The sequence below is a fragment of the Pantoea sp. Z09 genome, assembly GCF_022394795.1.
Lineage (GTDB): Bacteria > Pseudomonadota > Gammaproteobacteria > Enterobacterales > Enterobacteriaceae > Pantoea > Pantoea latae.
The window spans coordinates 2,442,868-2,456,805 of record NZ_CP092373.1 but is presented as its reverse complement, the minus strand read 5'-3'; the positions used below and the strand labels follow the sequence as shown (position 1 = coordinate 2,456,805).

Annotated in this window: 15 protein-coding genes and 2 tRNA genes; 7 read left to right on the top strand and 10 right to left on the bottom strand. The window is 61.3% G+C overall.

Translation table 11 applies throughout. The features are described from left to right. The first annotated feature begins 12 nt into the window (after positions 1 to 12). Positions 13 to 2,067, top strand: coding sequence for a DNA helicase IV (helD, locus tag MC269_RS11830; RefSeq protein WP_239952524.1), 2,055 nt, complete (start codon positions 13 to 15; stop codon positions 2,065 to 2,067). Here helD and mgsA read toward each other — a convergent pair whose 3' ends face one another. Both mgsA and MC269_RS11820 read right to left on the bottom strand, forming a co-directional pair. Next, a complete protein-coding gene (mgsA, locus tag MC269_RS11825; RefSeq protein ID WP_239952523.1) occupies positions 2,068 to 2,526 on the bottom strand; it encodes a methylglyoxal synthase in 459 nt (152 codons plus the stop codon). Positions 2,527 to 2,593: 67 nt separating this feature from the next. Next, entirely contained in the window at positions 2,594 to 3,232 is a 639-nt protein-coding gene (locus tag MC269_RS11820; RefSeq protein WP_239952522.1) for a DUF2057 family protein, read from the bottom strand. Between the two features lie 172 nt (positions 3,233 to 3,404). Between MC269_RS11820 and MC269_RS11815 the strand changes: the two genes are divergently transcribed. Next, positions 3,405 to 3,821 (top strand): CoA-binding protein, encoded by a 417-nt coding sequence (locus MC269_RS11815; RefSeq protein ID WP_239952521.1) that lies wholly within the window; start codon positions 3,405 to 3,407, stop codon positions 3,819 to 3,821. A 38-nt stretch (positions 3,822 to 3,859) separates the two neighbouring features. On the opposite strand, the gene hspQ is transcribed toward MC269_RS11815, so the two are convergent. Both hspQ and rlmI read right to left on the bottom strand, forming a co-directional pair. Then, entirely contained in the window at positions 3,860 to 4,177 is a 318-nt protein-coding gene (gene hspQ, locus MC269_RS11810; protein WP_081135665.1) for a heat shock protein HspQ, read from the bottom strand. 59 nt (positions 4,178 to 4,236) lie between these two features. After that, entirely contained in the window at positions 4,237 to 5,427 is a 1,191-nt protein-coding gene (gene rlmI, locus MC269_RS11805) for a 23S rRNA (cytosine(1962)-C(5))-methyltransferase RlmI (protein ID WP_239952520.1), read from the bottom strand. An 85-nt stretch (positions 5,428 to 5,512) separates the two neighbouring features. Between rlmI and yccX the strand changes: the two genes are divergently transcribed. Continuing rightward, entirely contained in the window at positions 5,513 to 5,791 is a 279-nt protein-coding gene (gene yccX / locus MC269_RS11800; protein ID WP_081135657.1) for an acylphosphatase, read from the top strand. Here yccX and tusE read toward each other — a convergent pair whose 3' ends face one another. Together tusE and yccA are read right to left on the bottom strand one after the other, a co-directional pair. Next, positions 5,792 to 6,118, bottom strand: coding sequence for a sulfurtransferase TusE (gene tusE / locus MC269_RS11795; RefSeq protein ID WP_239952519.1), 327 nt, complete (start codon positions 6,116 to 6,118; stop codon positions 5,792 to 5,794). Positions 6,119 to 6,227: 109 nt separating this feature from the next. Beyond that, positions 6,228 to 6,884 (bottom strand): FtsH protease modulator YccA, encoded by a 657-nt coding sequence (yccA, locus tag MC269_RS11790; protein ID WP_239952518.1) that lies wholly within the window; start codon positions 6,882 to 6,884, stop codon positions 6,228 to 6,230. Positions 6,885 to 7,103: 219 nt separating this feature from the next. On the opposite strand from yccA, the gene MC269_RS11785 reads away from it, so the two are divergent. The 3 genes from MC269_RS11785 (at position 7,104) to agp (ending at position 9,206) form a co-directional block, all read left to right on the top strand. After that, positions 7,104 to 7,191 (top strand) — tRNA-Ser (locus tag MC269_RS11785). A 67-nt stretch (positions 7,192 to 7,258) separates the two neighbouring features. Beyond that, positions 7,259 to 7,346: transfer RNA gene (locus tag MC269_RS11780), tRNA-Ser, on the top strand. Positions 7,347 to 7,580: 234 nt separating this feature from the next. Continuing rightward, entirely contained in the window at positions 7,581 to 9,206 is a 1,626-nt protein-coding gene (agp, locus tag MC269_RS11775; protein WP_239952517.1) for a bifunctional glucose-1-phosphatase/inositol phosphatase, read from the top strand. A 55-nt stretch (positions 9,207 to 9,261) separates the two neighbouring features. Here agp and MC269_RS11770 read toward each other — a convergent pair whose 3' ends face one another. The 3 genes from MC269_RS11770 to wrbA are packed head-to-tail and all read right to left on the bottom strand — an operon-like array spanning position 9,262 to position 11,537. Next, positions 9,262 to 10,635 carry an NAD-dependent succinate-semialdehyde dehydrogenase gene (locus MC269_RS11770; protein WP_239952516.1) on the bottom strand — a complete coding sequence of 458 codons (1,374 nt, stop codon included), beginning with the start codon at positions 10,633 to 10,635 and terminating at the stop codon, positions 9,262 to 9,264. A 51-nt stretch (positions 10,636 to 10,686) separates the two neighbouring features. Further along, entirely contained in the window at positions 10,687 to 10,917 is a 231-nt protein-coding gene (locus MC269_RS11765) for a YccJ family protein (protein ID WP_033751138.1), read from the bottom strand. A 20-nt stretch (positions 10,918 to 10,937) separates the two neighbouring features. Further along, positions 10,938 to 11,537, bottom strand: coding sequence for an NAD(P)H:quinone oxidoreductase (gene wrbA, locus MC269_RS11760; RefSeq protein WP_081135630.1), 600 nt, complete (start codon positions 11,535 to 11,537; stop codon positions 10,938 to 10,940). A gap of 153 nt (positions 11,538 to 11,690) precedes the next feature. Between wrbA and MC269_RS11755 the strand changes: the two genes are divergently transcribed. Continuing rightward, positions 11,691 to 12,599: a DMT family transporter gene (locus MC269_RS11755; protein ID WP_239952515.1), complete on the top strand. Its 909-nt coding sequence runs from the start codon at positions 11,691 to 11,693 to the stop codon at positions 12,597 to 12,599. Here MC269_RS11755 and rutG read toward each other — a convergent pair whose 3' ends face one another. Further along, the gene (gene rutG / locus MC269_RS11750) at positions 12,600 to 13,925 is read right to left on the bottom strand and encodes a pyrimidine utilization transport protein G (protein ID WP_081135622.1); all 1,326 of its coding nucleotides are present in this window, start codon (positions 13,923 to 13,925) and stop codon (positions 12,600 to 12,602) included. It lies immediately after the preceding gene. Positions 13,926 to 13,938: the final 13 nt, after the last annotated feature.

The window sequence follows — 13,938 nt, the reverse complement described above, 5'->3', positions numbered from 1 at the left end:
GACGGTGTGGACATGGAACTTAAAGCGACATCGATGGGCAAACGGCTTGCCCAGCATCCCTATAACCGGGTTCGCCTGCTGGCGGCTGGGGTAGAAGTCAGCGGTGACCGGCATGAATACCTGATCCCATTCAACGAACTGCTGAACATCAGCTGCAGGCGCGGCATGGTGTGGGGAGAGCTGGAGTTTCTGCTGCCAGACAGCAAGGTGGTGCGTCTGCACGGCACCGAATGGCAGGAGACGCAGCGCTTCTACCACTATCTGCTGCAGGCGTGGCAGACGTGGAGCGCGGAAATGAGCGCCATCTGCGTTGAGGTGTTAACCGAGCTGAAACAGGCGATCGACCGCTTCGGCGAACAGGATCGCTGGATCCCGCGCGGCGAGCTGCAGGCGCTGCGCGGGACGATAGCGAAACAGTTTGCGGCGCTGCCGTTGCCCCTGGCGCGGCTGGTGGAGTTTAGCGACTGCCGCGAGCCTTATCAGGTTTGCCAGCGCTGGCTGGAGCAGGGCGAGGCGGCGCTGCGTCAGCGCAATCGCGACTGGACGGCGCGCATGCTGGAACAACATCATGACTTCTTCGCCAGCGTAGAAACCTCGCCGCTCAACGCGTCGCAGTGCGAAGCGGTGGTTAACGGCGAAGACGCGGTGCTGGTGCTGGCCGGCGCCGGCAGCGGCAAAACCTCGGTGCTGGTGGCGCGCGCGGGCTGGCTGCTGCGGCGCAGGCTGGCCGCGCCCGAGCAAATACTGCTGCTGGCGTTTGGCCGCCAGGCGGCGGAAGAGATGAACGACCGCATCCAGGCGCGGCTCGGCGTCGCCGATATTCAGGCGCGCACCTTTCACGCGCTGGCGCTGCACATTATTCGTGAAGGCAGCAGCAAACAGCCGGTGGTCAGCAAGCTGGAAGGCGATACGGCGGCGCGTCACGCGCTGCTGATCGCCGCCTGGCGTCAGCAGTGCGACGAGAAGAAAGCGCAGGCGAACGGCTGGCGGCAGTGGCTGCGCGACGAGCTGGAATGGGAGCTGCCTGAAGGGCACTTCTGGCAGGACGACCGGCTGGCGAAGCGGCTGGCGTCGCGCCTCGATCGCTGGCTGGGGCTGATGCGCATGCACGGCGGCGCGCAGGCGGCGATGATCGCCGAGGTGCCGGAAGAGGTGCGCGAGCTGTTCAGCAAGCGGGTGAAGCTGATGGCACCGCTGCTAAAAGCCTGGAAAAGCGCGCTGAAAGAAGAGGGCGCGCTCGATTTTTCCGGGCTGATCCATCAGGCGATTGCCATTCTGGACAAAGGGCGTTTTATCAGCCCGTGGAAGCATATTCTGGTGGATGAGTTTCAGGATATCTCGCCGCAGCGCGCCGCGCTGCTGACGGCGCTGCGCCAGCAGAACGCGCGCACCACGCTGTTTGCCGTCGGAGATGACTGGCAGGCGATCTACCGCTTCAGCGGCGCGGAGATGAGCCTGACCACCGCCTTTCACCAGGCGTTCGGCGACGGTGACCGCTGCGTGCTGGACACCACCTACCGTTTCAACGATCGCATCGGTGATATCGCCAACCGCTTCGTCCAGCAAAACCCGCATCAGCTGCGCAAGCCGCTTAACAGCCTGACCAAAGGCACGAAGAAGGCGATCGGCCTGCTGCCACAGGAGCAGCTGGAGCCGCTGCTGAATAAGCTGAGCGGCTACGCCAGAGCGGATGAGCGCGTGCTGCTGCTGGCGCGCTATCACCATCTGCGCCCGGAGGTGCTCGATAAAGCCAAAACCCGCTGGCCGAAGCTCAATCTCGATTTTATGACCATCCACGCCAGCAAAGGGCATCAGGCGGACTTTGTTATCCTGCTGGGCCTGCAGACAGGCAAAGAGGGCTTCCCCGCGCCGGCGCGCGAATCGGTCATAGAGGAGGGGCTGCTGCCGCAGCCGGACGATTTTCCTGATGCAGAGGAGCGGCGTCTGGCTTACGTGGCGCTGACGCGCGCGCGTCAGCAGGTCTGGATGCTGTACGATCGCGAGCGGCCGTCGCCGTTTGTCGAACAGTTCCGCCAGCTCGGCGTGCCGCTGCTGCGAAAAGCCTGATTAGCTCAGGCGCGCCTGCAGATAGCGCTGATAGTCTGGAATGGCGATCTCCACCGTCTGCGCAAACAGCGGCGACTGAATAATAAAGTTAGCCGTGGCGCGGTTGGTGGCGACCGGGATATTCCAGACGGTGGCGAGACGCAGCAGCGCTTTGACGTCGGGATCGTGCGGCACCGCGTTAAGCGGATCCCAGAAGAAAATCAGCACGTCGATTTTTCCTTCAGCGATCAGCGCGCCGACCTGCTGATCGCCGCCCATCGGGCCGCTCAGCATAGCGTTCACCGTTAATCCGGTGTGGCGGTTAATCAGATTGCCGGTGGTGCCGGTGGCATAGAGGGTATGAGGTTCAAGCGAGGCCTGATTCTGTTTCACCCAGTCGAGCAGTGAAGCCTTACAGTGATCGTGCGCGACGAGCGCAATATGTTTGCTGAGGCCAAGCGTACGGACGGTCTGTTCCATTCAGGCTTCCTGGTAAAGTCGAGTGCGAAAAAGATGACCCGAGTTTACCCTGCGCCTTTCCCGGCTATCAACTTGTCCGTAGCAATTTGACCAGCGAGAGAAATTGCTGGCGGGTTGCCTGATCGAAGCGATGAAACCAGCGTTTAAGGGACGGCGACTGCGTCTCTTCGACCCAGACGAACTCCGCCTCGGCGGGCGATATCGCCGCCGCGTCGCTGACGGTGGCGAAATGGGGCACCGAGGCGGCCTGGCCGTTGCGGTTATAGAGGATCATCGCCTTTTCCATATCGCTCTCGGCGGAGACAGGCAGGCGATCGCGTTTACAGTCAATCTCTACGCCGCGTTCGTCAACCAGCTGGAAATTCAGGGTGCGATCGAAGTGGTGTCGCTCGCGGCGGTTCTCCAGCGCGGGCAGGCGGATGGCGATGGTTTTCACCTGCGCGTTAAAGGTGACGATCATCGGCACCGACTGATAGCGCAGCGAGGCATCTTTATGCGCGTCGCGCAGCTGCTCGACGCGAAACAGAAACTGATGTTGCCCGCGCTCCAGCTCCAGGCTGTCGGCGCCTTTCAACAGCGAGCCGGAAATCTTGCGCCCGTCCAGCACCAGCAGATCGATTTGCGGATCCAGCTTGAGCGTAATGGCCTGGCAGGTTGCCGAGACGAGGAGAACAATCAACCCCGTCACGACCAGAGAGAGTTTCATGTAGACTCCAGAATAGGGCGCAAGGATTTGTATGTAGCAAATTCTTACATTATGGCAGTAAATTTACATTTGAACATATTTTTTCGTGCGCCAGCGCAAAATATCTCTTTCTGGTCCGTCGCGTCGCGTCAGGACGCCGCTACATTTAACGCTGTGAAAAGAGGAAAGAAATATGAATGATCAAACTATTCGTGACGTGCTGACGCGCACGCAGCGCATCGCGCTGGTCGGCGCCAGCGATCGTCCCGATCGTCCCAGCTATGGCGTCATGAAATATCTGCTGGATCAGGGCTACGAGGTGATCCCGGTCAGCCCGAGGCTGGCCGGCAAAACCCTGCTGGGGCAGACGGCCTATGCCACGCTGGCAGAGGTGCCGGGCAAAATCGATATGGTGGACGTGTTTCGCAACTCGGAAGCGGCCTGGGGCGTGGCGCAAGAAGCCATTGCCGCGGGTGCGGATACGCTCTGGCTACAGCTGGGGGTAATAAACGAACAGGCCGCCGTGCTGGCGCAGGAGGCGGGTCTGACGGTGATTATGGATCGCTGTCCGAAGATGGAAATCCCGCGTCTGGGCATCACGCGGCAGTAAGCGATAAATCTCAGGCGGCGCTGGGTTGCCGCCTGCGATTAGTGGCGCAGGCGCGGCGCCTGCAGTTGCTGGCGAATGGACGCGGCCAGCTCATCCATTTCCGGCTGCTCCGGATGTTCGGCGCTGGTTTCGCCGGAAAGCTGGATCTCGGCGATATAGGTGTGCACCTGATCGCCTTCTTCATCTTCCATCACCACGTGATACCAGGGCGCGCTGCGCAGCGTTTCCGCCGCACCAACCTCGTCCAGCTTCGGCGTATCCAGCGAATACTCTGGATCGACGTCGACAATAACGCCCAGCACGCCTGACAGGCGGTGCCGGACCTGCTGACCAATACCAAATTTAGTGGCAATCATAGTGACCTCCGAAAAAACTGCCTCCTAATCAATATGGCGTCAGAAGGCGCTTTTTCAAGTCACACCACACGACATGCAAAACCTTTAAGATAAAGACCTTCAGGATAGCTGGCGATCACCGGGTGATCGGCCGCCTGGCGGAACTGCTCAATAAACTGCGCTTCGCGACCCGCATCCAGCGCGGCGTCGGCGACGATTTTCTGAAACAGCTCGGTCGCCATCAGGCCAGAGCAGGAGAAGGTCATCAGAATGCCGCCCGGGTTCAGCAGCTGCATCGCCAGCATATTGATATCTTTATAGCCGCGGCAGGCGCCCGCCAGCTGGTTTTTGTTTTCCACGAACTTCGGCGGATCCATCACGATCAGATCGAATTTTTCGCCGGCGTCGCGGTAGCGGCGCAGCAGCTTAAAGACGTCGTCGCGCACAAACTGGGCGCGCGACACGTCCAGCTGATTAAGTTCGACGTTCTGGCGCGCCACGTCGAGCGCCTCCTGCGAGGTGTCCACGCTGATCACTTCGCGACAGCCGCCCATCAGGGCCGAGACGGCAAAGCCGCCGGTGTAGGAGAAGCAGTTAAGCACGCGGGCGTCCTGCGCATAGCGACGCGTCGCCAGACGGCTGTCGCGCTGATCGAGGTAGTAGCCGGTTTTATGGCCGCCCTGGATATCGACCAGCAGCTTCATGCCATGTTCGGTAATCGGCAGCAGCGGCGGCGGGATTTCGCCGGTAACCGGGCCCTGCGTCAGCTCCAGCCCCTCTTTTTTACGCACCGCGACGTCGGAACGATCGTAGATCGCGCAGTGCGGAAAGCAGTGCTGCAGCGCAGAGAGAATGGCGGGACGCTGATACTCCGCGCCGGCGGAGAGCAGCTGCAGCACCAGAAAGTTACCGAAGCGATCGATGGTGACGCCGGGCAGGCCGTCCGACTCGCCGGCGATCAGGCGATAGCTGTCGAGACCGTCTTTCTGCGCCAGCCAGTCGCGCCACTGCCGCGCCTGTTCAAAACGGCGTTCGAAGAAGGCGATATCGATCGATTCATCCTGTTGCCAGCTCCAGACGCGGGCGCGAATTTGCGACTGCGGCGAATACGCCGCGCGCGCGAGAAATTTGCCGTTATGGTCACAGACGTCAACGGTTTCACCCAGTTGCGCTTTACCTTCGAGGCGCGCGACGGCACCGGAAAACACCCACGGATGGCGGCGGAGCAGGGATTTTTCACGTCCCTTAGCGAGAATCAATCGAACGGTCATAGTTTGCTATGCTTACCTGAAAAAATGAGGCGCCATTGTCGGGCGGAAAGCGGGAAAATGCAACGCGCAGCGGCAGGAGAGAGAGATGACAGCAGCCGGTTTTAAAATCTGGGTACACGGCAAGGTGCAGGGCGTGGGATTTCGCTACAGCACCCAGCAGCAGGCGTCGCAGCTTGGCGTGCTGGGTTACGCGCGTAATCTGGACGACGGCAGCGTCGAGGTGCTGGCGTGGGGCGAGCCGGAAAAGGTCGAGGCGCTCATCGCCTGGCTGAAGGCGGGCGGGCCACGCAGCGCGCGGGTCGATAAGGTATTCACCGAGCCGCATCAGCCGGCAGAGCCGCCGCGCCGCTTTACGACCGGCTGATCAGAGACACTTCGCCGGTTTCGGCAAACCAGCGATTTTCGTCGCCTGCTTTGCCGGGCCATCCGGGAAAAGGCGGAACAGATAGCGGCTGTTGCCTTTCTCTTCGCCATATTTTTGTGCCATCGCCTTCACCAGCATGCGAATGGCGGGTGAGGTGTTGTACTCCAGATAGAACGCGCGCACGAAACGCACCACTTCCCAGTGGGCGTCGCTCAGCGTAATGCCTTCCAGCCGGGCGATCGCTTCAGCCAGCGCTTCGCTCCAGTCGTCGCGGTTTTTCAGATAGCCTTCGCTATCGACCTCAATCTGTTTACCGTTGAATTCCACGTTTGCTCCTTACTGCCCGATACGGCGGCATTCTAGCAAATTGCGCCGTCAGAAAAAGCAAAACCCCGCCGAAGCGGGGTCAGGAGAGGCGAGCCTGAGTCAATCAGGGTCAGTCGTTGCGCGCGAAGCCCAGAATGCTCAGCAGGCTGATAAAGATATTGTAGAGCGAAACGTAGAGGCTGACGGTGGCGCGAATATAGTTGGTCTCGCCGCCGTGAATGATATTGCTGGTTTCCCACAGGATCGCGCCGGCGGAGAACAGAATAAACAGCGCGCTAATCGCCAGGTGCAGCGCAGGCAGCTGCAGAAACAGGTTGGCGATAACCGCCACCAGCAGCACCACAAAGCCCGCCATCATCATGCCGCCGAGGAAAGACATATCGCGGCGCGTGGTCAGCACGTAGGCCGAACAGCAGAAGAACACCAGCGCGGTGCCGCCTAACGCCAGCGCGATAACGTCGCCCATGCCAGCGGCTAAAAACGAGCTGAGGATCGGACCCAGGCAGTAGCCAAGGAAGCCGGTAAAGGCGAAGGCCGCCAGAATGCCCATTGGGCTGTCAGCCAGCTTGTGCGTCAGAAACATCAGGCCGTAAAAGCCGACCAGCATCAGGATCAGGCCGGGACCTGGCAGGCCCAGTACGGTGCTGGCGGTGGCGGTGACGGCGGAAAACGCCAGCGTCAGGCCGAGCAGGAAATAGGTGTTGCGCAGCACCTTATGGGTGCTGAGCAGGGATGTCCGGGAGGACGAGCTAATAATTCTGTCCATAATGCGCTCCTTTAGCAGAACACGAGGTTTGCGCTGAGAATACGCAGCGGCCACAAAACGGGAAAGGCGTTTTACCCTTCTTTACGCGATAAATCGCTGTTTCTCTGAGCGGAATGGCGATTTCGCCAACAAATAACGCCGTTTTGGCTGTTTTTCAGGCGAATGAATTAGTACGGGGTTTACATCCTTCAGGGGGATGTTTATAGTGCGCCTCATTGCGGAGGGGTGGCCGAGCGGCTTAAGGCAGCGGTCTTGAAAACCGCCGATGGGAAACCATCCGAGAGTTCGAATCTCTCCTCCTCCGCCACTTTCCTGCTCAGTCAGGAACAGGCAATACGGCAGCGACGTTTTGCCCGTGTGAAAAGCATTACCCCGGAGGGATGGCCGAGCGGCTTAAGGCAGCGGTCTTGAAAACCGCCGATGGGAAACCATCCGAGAGTTCGAATCTCTCTTCCTCCGCCACATCAGACAGGCCAGCACAATGTGCTGGCCTGTTGCTTTTCCGGCCTCCTGCTTTCCGACTCTTCTCCTCGTCAGCTCGCTTTCCGCTAACTTTGCTATAGTCCACACAGGGTTTTTGCAATCAGCGGGCGCTTTTCGCCGCCAGCTTGGGTTACACTGTGGGTCACTATGCTCTGCAGAGCTAATCGGTTGATAGCCAGAGTGTTTCTCTACTGAATAAATGGAATAGGCACAATGATCAAGAAACTGAGTCTTTGCGCACTGTCGGTTCTCGCCGCGCTGCCGATCGGCATGACGGCCCACGCGGCTGACGGCGACATGCAGCTGCAACAGGTACTGATGTTCAGCCGCCACAACCTGCGCGCGCCGCTGGCCGACAACGGCAGCGTACTGGAACAGTCGACGAAGAAAAGCTGGCCGCAGTGGAGCGTGCCGGGCGGACAGCTCACCACCAAAGGCGGCGTGCTGGAAGTCTATATGGGCAACTACACGCGTCAGTGGCTGGCGCAGCAGGGGCTGGTGCAAAACGGCAGCTGCCCGGACAGCAGCAATGTCTTTGTCTACGCCAACAGCCTGCAGCGCACCGTGGCGACGGCTCAGTTCTTTATTAACGGCGCTTTCCCGGGCTGCGATATCGCCGTGACGCATCAGGATGCCATGGGCACCATGGATCCAGTGTTTAATCCGGTGATCACCGACGACAGCGAAGCGTTTAATAAAAAAGCGCTGGCGGCGATGACGGCGGAAAACGAAAAGCTGGCGCTGAAGCCTGCGCTGCAGCAGCTGGATAAAATCGTCGATTACAAATCCGCGCCCGCCTGCAACAACAAAAAGCAGTGCGATCTGGCCAGCGGCGACAACGCCTTCAGTGCGGAAAACGGTAAAGAGCCGAACGTCAGTGGGCCGCTTAAAGTCGGCAACTCTCTGATGGACGCCTTTACGCTGCAATATTATGAAGGCTTCCCGCTTGAGCAGGTTGCCTGGGGCCAGATCAAAACGCCAGAGCAGTGGAAAGCGCTGTCGGCGATTAAAAACGGCTATCAGGACGCGCTGTTCACCAGCCCGGATGTCGCGCGCGAAGTCGCCGCGCCGCTGGTGGATTACATCCGCAGCCAGCTGGTGGATCAGGACAAAGCCAACGCGCCGAAAATCACCCTGATGGTGGGACACGATTCCAATATCGCCTCGCTGCTGAGCGCGCTGCAGGTCAAGCCTTATGAGCTGCCGGAGACCTGGGAAAATACCCCTATCGGCGGTCAGGTGGTGTTTGAGCGCTGGCACGATGCGAAAAACAACAAAGATCTGCTCAAGCTGGAGTACGTCTATCAGACCGCCGACCAGCTGCGCGACGGTGAGGTGCTGAGCCTGAAAAATCCGCCGAAGCGGGTGACGCTTCAGCTGGCGGGCTGTCCCACGGACGGCAACGGCTACTGCAGCTGGGAGCAGTTCACCCAGGCGCTGAACGGCGCGCTGCAGGGCACGCCGATGGCGCCGGCCGCGCAGCCGGTTGCCGCTGACGCCGTCAACGGCGAAGGCGAGAAGTCAGCGGATAAAGCCGCTGCCGACAAGGCCGCTGCGGATAAAGCGGCAGCCGACAAAGCCGCGGCTGAGAAAGCCGCCGCCGAAAAAGCTGCCGCGCAGAAGGCCGCTGAGGCGAAAGCCGCCGAAGAGAAGGCAAAAGCGGCCGAGGAGAAAGCGAAGGTTGAACGCGCCGCCGCGCAGAAGGCGGCCGCCGAGAAAGCAGCTGCTGATAAAGCGGCAGCGGACAAAGCTGACGCCGACAAACCTGCCGACGCGCCTGCGCAGAAGCCGGTGGAATCCGCGCAGAACAGCGACGCGAAACAGACCGTTACCCAGTAATTCGCCACAGATGAAAAACCCCGCCGCGGCGGGGTTTTTTTATGGCGCGGGCGCGTTAGCCCGCAATCACCACCAGTTTCTGGTTAGCGAACTCTTTAATACCCAGATCCGACAGCTCGCGGCCATAGCCGGAACGCTTCACGCCGCCGAACGGCAGCTCGGCGGCGGTATCGCTCTGCGAGTTGATAAACACCATGCCGGTTTCAATCGCCGAGGCGAGACGACGACCGCGCGCGCTGTCGCGCGTCCAGACCGAGCCGCCCAGGCCGTAGTGCGAGTCGTTCGCCAGCGCGACGGCGGCGTTGTCGTCGCCGACCACGTAGACCTGCGCCACCGGTCCGAAAAACTCTTCATAGTAAGCCGGATTGTCTGGCCGGATATCGGTCAAAATTGTCGGCTGGAAGTAGTTGCCAACGCCCTCGACCGGTTTGCCGCCGATCAGCAGCGTCGCGCCGTTGCGCACCGCCTCATCGACCTGTTTCGCCAGCCGGTCGCGCGCATCCTTAGAGGAGAGCGGGCCGAGCGTGGTCTGCTCGTCCAGCGGATCGCCCAGCCGTGCGGCCTTCAGCGCCGCGCTGAATTTGTCGATAAAGGCGCTGGCGATCTTTTCATGCAGAATAAAACGCTTGGCGGCGGTGCAGACCTGGCCGCAGTTGCTGAGGCGCGCCAGCGCCCCCTGACGCACCGCCTCGTCGATATCGGCGTCGTCCAGCACCACGAACACATCATTGCCGCCCAGCTCCAGCGTCGATTTCTTCAGGTATTTGCCTGCCTGCTGTGCCACCGCGCTGCCGGCGCGTTCCGAACCGGTCAGGGCGACGCCCTGCACGCGATCGTCGGCGATCAGCTCGGCGACCTGGTCGCTGCTGATAAACAGATTGGTCCAGGCGCCTTCCGGCGCGCCCGCTTCTTTTACCAGCTGTGCGAAGACGTCGGCACAGTGCGGCACGATATTGGCGTGTTTCGCCAGCACCGGATTGCCCAGCGCCAGATTAGGCGCCAGCACGCGCATCAGCTGGTAGTAAGGAAAGTTCCACGGCTCGACGGCCACCAGCACGCCGATGGGATGGTACTCTACCCAGGCCTCGCCCAGATCGCTGGGGTAGGGCTGCGGCTTCAGGATCGCCGCCGCATGCTCGGCGTAATAGCGTGCGATCTGCGCACAAATCTTCACTTCTCCACGGCTCTGACCAATCAGCTTGCCCATCTCTTTGCTGGCGATGGTGGCCAGCTCGTCAACCCGGCTTTCCATCAAATCCGCCAGCTTCGCCAGTACCTGCAGACGCGGCTCAATATCACCTTTGCTCCACGACGAGTGGAACAGGCGATCCGCCGTCTCCAGCGCCTGGCTTACCGCGGTGGCGTCGTGAGAAGGCCAGCTTTTCAGCAGCTGATTGTTGGCGGGGTTAATGCTCTGATAGGAAGACATAGATTCTCCTTGGTCAGTAAAAAAGGTGAGGCGGGAAATCCCGCCTCGCAATCAGATGTTTTTGCGCTCTACCGGCGTGTCGTCCCAGGTCAGGACATCGGCTTCTGTTTTGTCAAAAGCGCGAAACAGCACTTCATCGTTGCCCTGCTGACGCCAGATCTCCTCCGCCAGCTTCTCGTCGTAGTTCGCCACTTCGAAAATAGCCTCTGCGATCTCTGGAGAGGTGTGACGCAGCGTGGCCCATTCGCCCACGTGGTGTGCTTTCGCTTGATCGTTAGACATCATTTTCTCCTTAGTGAAACTTACCCTTTGAGTTTTACCGTCAGTCCGGCAACGTGCTCGCCCTGAAAGCGGGCGATATTCAGTTCGGCTTCTGTTGGCTGGCGCGAGCCGTCGCCTCCCGCCAGCGTGGTGGCGCCGTAAGGCGTGCCGCCGCGCGTCTGCGAGATGTCGAACAGCTCTTTGGTGCCGTAGCCAATCGGCACGATCACCATGCCGTGATGCGCCAGCGTGGTCCAGACCGAGGTAATGGTCAGCTCCTGACCGCCGCCGGTGCCGGTGGAGGTGAAGACGCTGGCAACCTTGCCAAACAGCGCGCCAGAGGCCCACAGGCCGCCGGTGCGGTCCCAGAAGGTGCGCATCTGGCCGGACATATTGCCAAAGCGCGTCGGCGTGCCGATAAGAATGGCGTCATACTGCGGCAGGATCTCCGGCGTCGCTTCCGGCGCCGTCTGGTCGGTTTTGCCGCCCACCTGAGCGAAACGCTCGGCATCCATGGTTTCCGGCACGCGCCGGATGTCGACTTCGACGCCGGAAACGCGGCGCGCGCCTTCGGCCACCGCATTCGCCATGGTTTCGATATGTCCATACATTGAGTAATAAAGCACCAGAATTCTGGCCATTGCGCTCTCCTCAGCCTGTGAAAACCTAAGCAGAAGTATAGAAGAGCTTTCCGGGCCTGCGGCGAGATCGCAAAATTTGCGCTTTTTCTGCTGCATTGCATTCAGGCGGCGACCTGCGCACAATGGCGCCCGTTGAATCACGGAAGGTGTGTTATGTCGGACGTTTCCCGCACGCTGGCGCTGCGCGTATCGCGCGAAGAGCTGGTGCTGATTTTGATTACCATGATCTGGGGCGGCACCTTTCTGGTGGTGCATCGCGCGATGGCCGTTTCAGGGCCGTTCTTCTTTGTCGGCCTGCGTTTCGCCACCGCCGCGCTGATCCTCGCCTGCATTTTTCGCCGCGCGCTGGCGGGCACCACGCGGCAGGAGCTGATCGCCGGCGCGCTGATCGGCCTGTCGATCGCCGGCGGCTACGGCCTGCAAACCTGGGGCATGCAGACCATCTCCAGCAGCCAGTCCGCGTTTCTCACCGCGCTCTATGTGCCGGTGGTGCCGCTGCTGCAGTGGCTGTTTCTGCGTCGTCCGCCGGGCCTGATGGCATGGTGCGGCATTCTGCTGGCCTTTCTCGGCCTGATGCTGGTGGCCGGGCCGCAGGATGGTCGGATTAGCCTCAATCAGGGAGAAATCGCGACGCTACTCAGCACGCTGGCGATCGCCGCCGAGATCATTCTGATTAGCCGTTTCGCCGGGCAGGTGGACGTGCGGCGCGTGACGCTGATTCAGCTGGCGGTCGCCTCGCTGTGCGCCTTTGCCCTGATGACGCCGAACGGCGAGTCGATTCCGCCGCTCAGTCCGACGCTGCTGCTGAGCGCGCTCGGCCTCGGCGCCGCCAGCGCGTTGATTCAGGTGACAATGAACTGGGCGCAGCGCAGCGTCTCGCCGACGCGCGCCACGGTGATCTACGCGGGCGAGCCGGTCTGGGCGGGCGTGGTCGGGCGACTCGCCGGCGAGCGGCTGCCAGCGGCCGCTATTCTCGGCGGCGCGCTGATCGTCTGCGGCGTTATCGTCAGCGAGCTAAAGCTGAGGCGCAAAAAAGCGGCGCCTGTCGCGCCGCGCGACTAGCTAGCCCTGCTGGCGCGCCGGACGCTCCGTCAGCGCCGCGCCGCGCCGCTGCAGAATGGCGTTAAGCAGGATGGCGCCGAAAGTGGCGGTGCCGATGCCGCCCAGCGTAAAGCTGCCGATCTTCAGCGAAAAATCGCCCGCGCCCAGCACCAGCGTGGTGGCGACCATAATCAGATTGCCGTTCTGGCTGAAGTCCACATGATTCTGCAGCCAGATGCGCGCCCCCGCCACCGCGATCAGGCCGAAGACCACAATCGAGGCGCCGCCGATCACCGGCGCGGGAATGGCGTGGATCAGCGCGCCGAACTTGGGCGAAAAACCGAGGATCAGGGCGATCGCCGCCGCCGCGACGAACGCCAGCGTCGAGTAGACTTTGGTTATCGCCATCACGCCGATATTCTCCGCGTAGGTGGTGACGCCGCTGCCGCCCATCGCGCCGGAGACCATCGTCGCCAGCCCGTCGCCGACAAAGGCGCGCCCCATCCAGGGATCGAGATTGCGGCCGGTCATGCCCGCCACGGCCTTCAGATGACCAAGGTTTTCTGCCACCAGAATAATTGCCACCGGCGCGATCATCACTATCGCCTGCAGATCGAAGCTGGGCGCGGTGGTGTGCGGCATGCCGAACCAGGCGGCCTGCGCCACGCCGCTGAAGTCCACCGGCTTGCCGAAGCCCAGCACGTTGGTCAGCAGGGCGTAAATCGCCCAGGCGACGATCAGCCCCACCAGAATCAGCAGGCGCTGCACCATGCCGTGGGTAAACACCGCCACCAGGCCGATGGCGAGCACCGTCATCACCGCCATCCAGCTGTCAAAGCCGGACGCCGCCACGCTGTGCACCGCAATCGGCGCAAGGTTAAGCCCGATCGCCATCACCACGGCGCCGGTCACCACCGGCGGCATCAGCCGCTCGATCCAGCGCGTGCCGACTTTCATCACCACCAGACCGATCAGCGTATAGAGCGCGCCGCAGGCGATAACCCCGCCGAGCGCGACGCTGAGATGCGGGTTGAGTCCCTGACCGTTAAAGCCGGTCACGGCGATCACCACGCCGACAAAGGCCGCGCTGGAGCCGAGATAGCTCGGCACGCGTCCGCCGGTGACGACAAAAAAGAGCAGGGTGCCGATGCCCGACACCAGAATCGCCAGATTGGGATCCAGCCCCATCAGCAGCGGCATCAGCACGGTAGCACCGAACATCGCCACCGCATGCTGTAAACCGAGGATCGCCGTTTGTCCAAAGGGCAGCGTCTCATCCGGGGCGATCAGCCCGCCGTCCGATACCGCCGACTTTTTACGCCATTGAGGAAACCAGGAACTCGCCATCGTTATCTCCAAA

What these genes read in the sequence shown, in the direction of transcription:
- agp (WP_239952517.1), top strand. Translation starts at nt 7,581, where the DNA reads ATGATCAAGAAACTGAGTCTTTGCGCACTGTCGGTTCTCGCCGCGCTG.
- MC269_RS11770 (WP_239952516.1), bottom strand. Translation starts at nt 10,635, where the DNA reads ATGTCTTCCTATCAGAGCATTAACCCCGCCAACAATCAGCTGCTGAAA.
- yccA (WP_239952518.1), bottom strand. Translation starts at nt 6,884, where the DNA reads ATGGACAGAATTATTAGCTCGTCCTCCCGGACATCCCTGCTCAGCACC.
- MC269_RS11755 (WP_239952515.1), top strand. Translation starts at nt 11,691, where the DNA reads ATGTCGGACGTTTCCCGCACGCTGGCGCTGCGCGTATCGCGCGAAGAG.
- wrbA (WP_081135630.1), bottom strand. Translation starts at nt 11,537, where the DNA reads ATGGCCAGAATTCTGGTGCTTTATTACTCAATGTATGGACATATCGAA.
- MC269_RS11815 (WP_239952521.1), top strand. Translation starts at nt 3,405, where the DNA reads ATGAATGATCAAACTATTCGTGACGTGCTGACGCGCACGCAGCGCATC.
- MC269_RS11765 (WP_033751138.1), bottom strand. Translation starts at nt 10,917, where the DNA reads ATGTCTAACGATCAAGCGAAAGCACACCACGTGGGCGAATGGGCCACG.
- mgsA (WP_239952523.1), bottom strand. Translation starts at nt 2,526, where the DNA reads ATGGAACAGACCGTCCGTACGCTTGGCCTCAGCAAACATATTGCGCTC.
- yccX (WP_081135657.1), top strand. Translation starts at nt 5,513, where the DNA reads ATGACAGCAGCCGGTTTTAAAATCTGGGTACACGGCAAGGTGCAGGGC.
- hspQ (WP_081135665.1), bottom strand. Translation starts at nt 4,177, where the DNA reads ATGATTGCCACTAAATTTGGTATTGGTCAGCAGGTCCGGCACCGCCTG.
- helD (WP_239952524.1), top strand. Translation starts at nt 13, where the DNA reads ATGGAACTTAAAGCGACATCGATGGGCAAACGGCTTGCCCAGCATCCC.
- rlmI (WP_239952520.1), bottom strand. Translation starts at nt 5,427, where the DNA reads ATGACCGTTCGATTGATTCTCGCTAAGGGACGTGAAAAATCCCTGCTC.
- rutG (WP_081135622.1), bottom strand. Translation starts at nt 13,925, where the DNA reads ATGGCGAGTTCCTGGTTTCCTCAATGGCGTAAAAAGTCGGCGGTATCG.
- MC269_RS11820 (WP_239952522.1), bottom strand. Translation starts at nt 3,232, where the DNA reads ATGAAACTCTCTCTGGTCGTGACGGGGTTGATTGTTCTCCTCGTCTCG.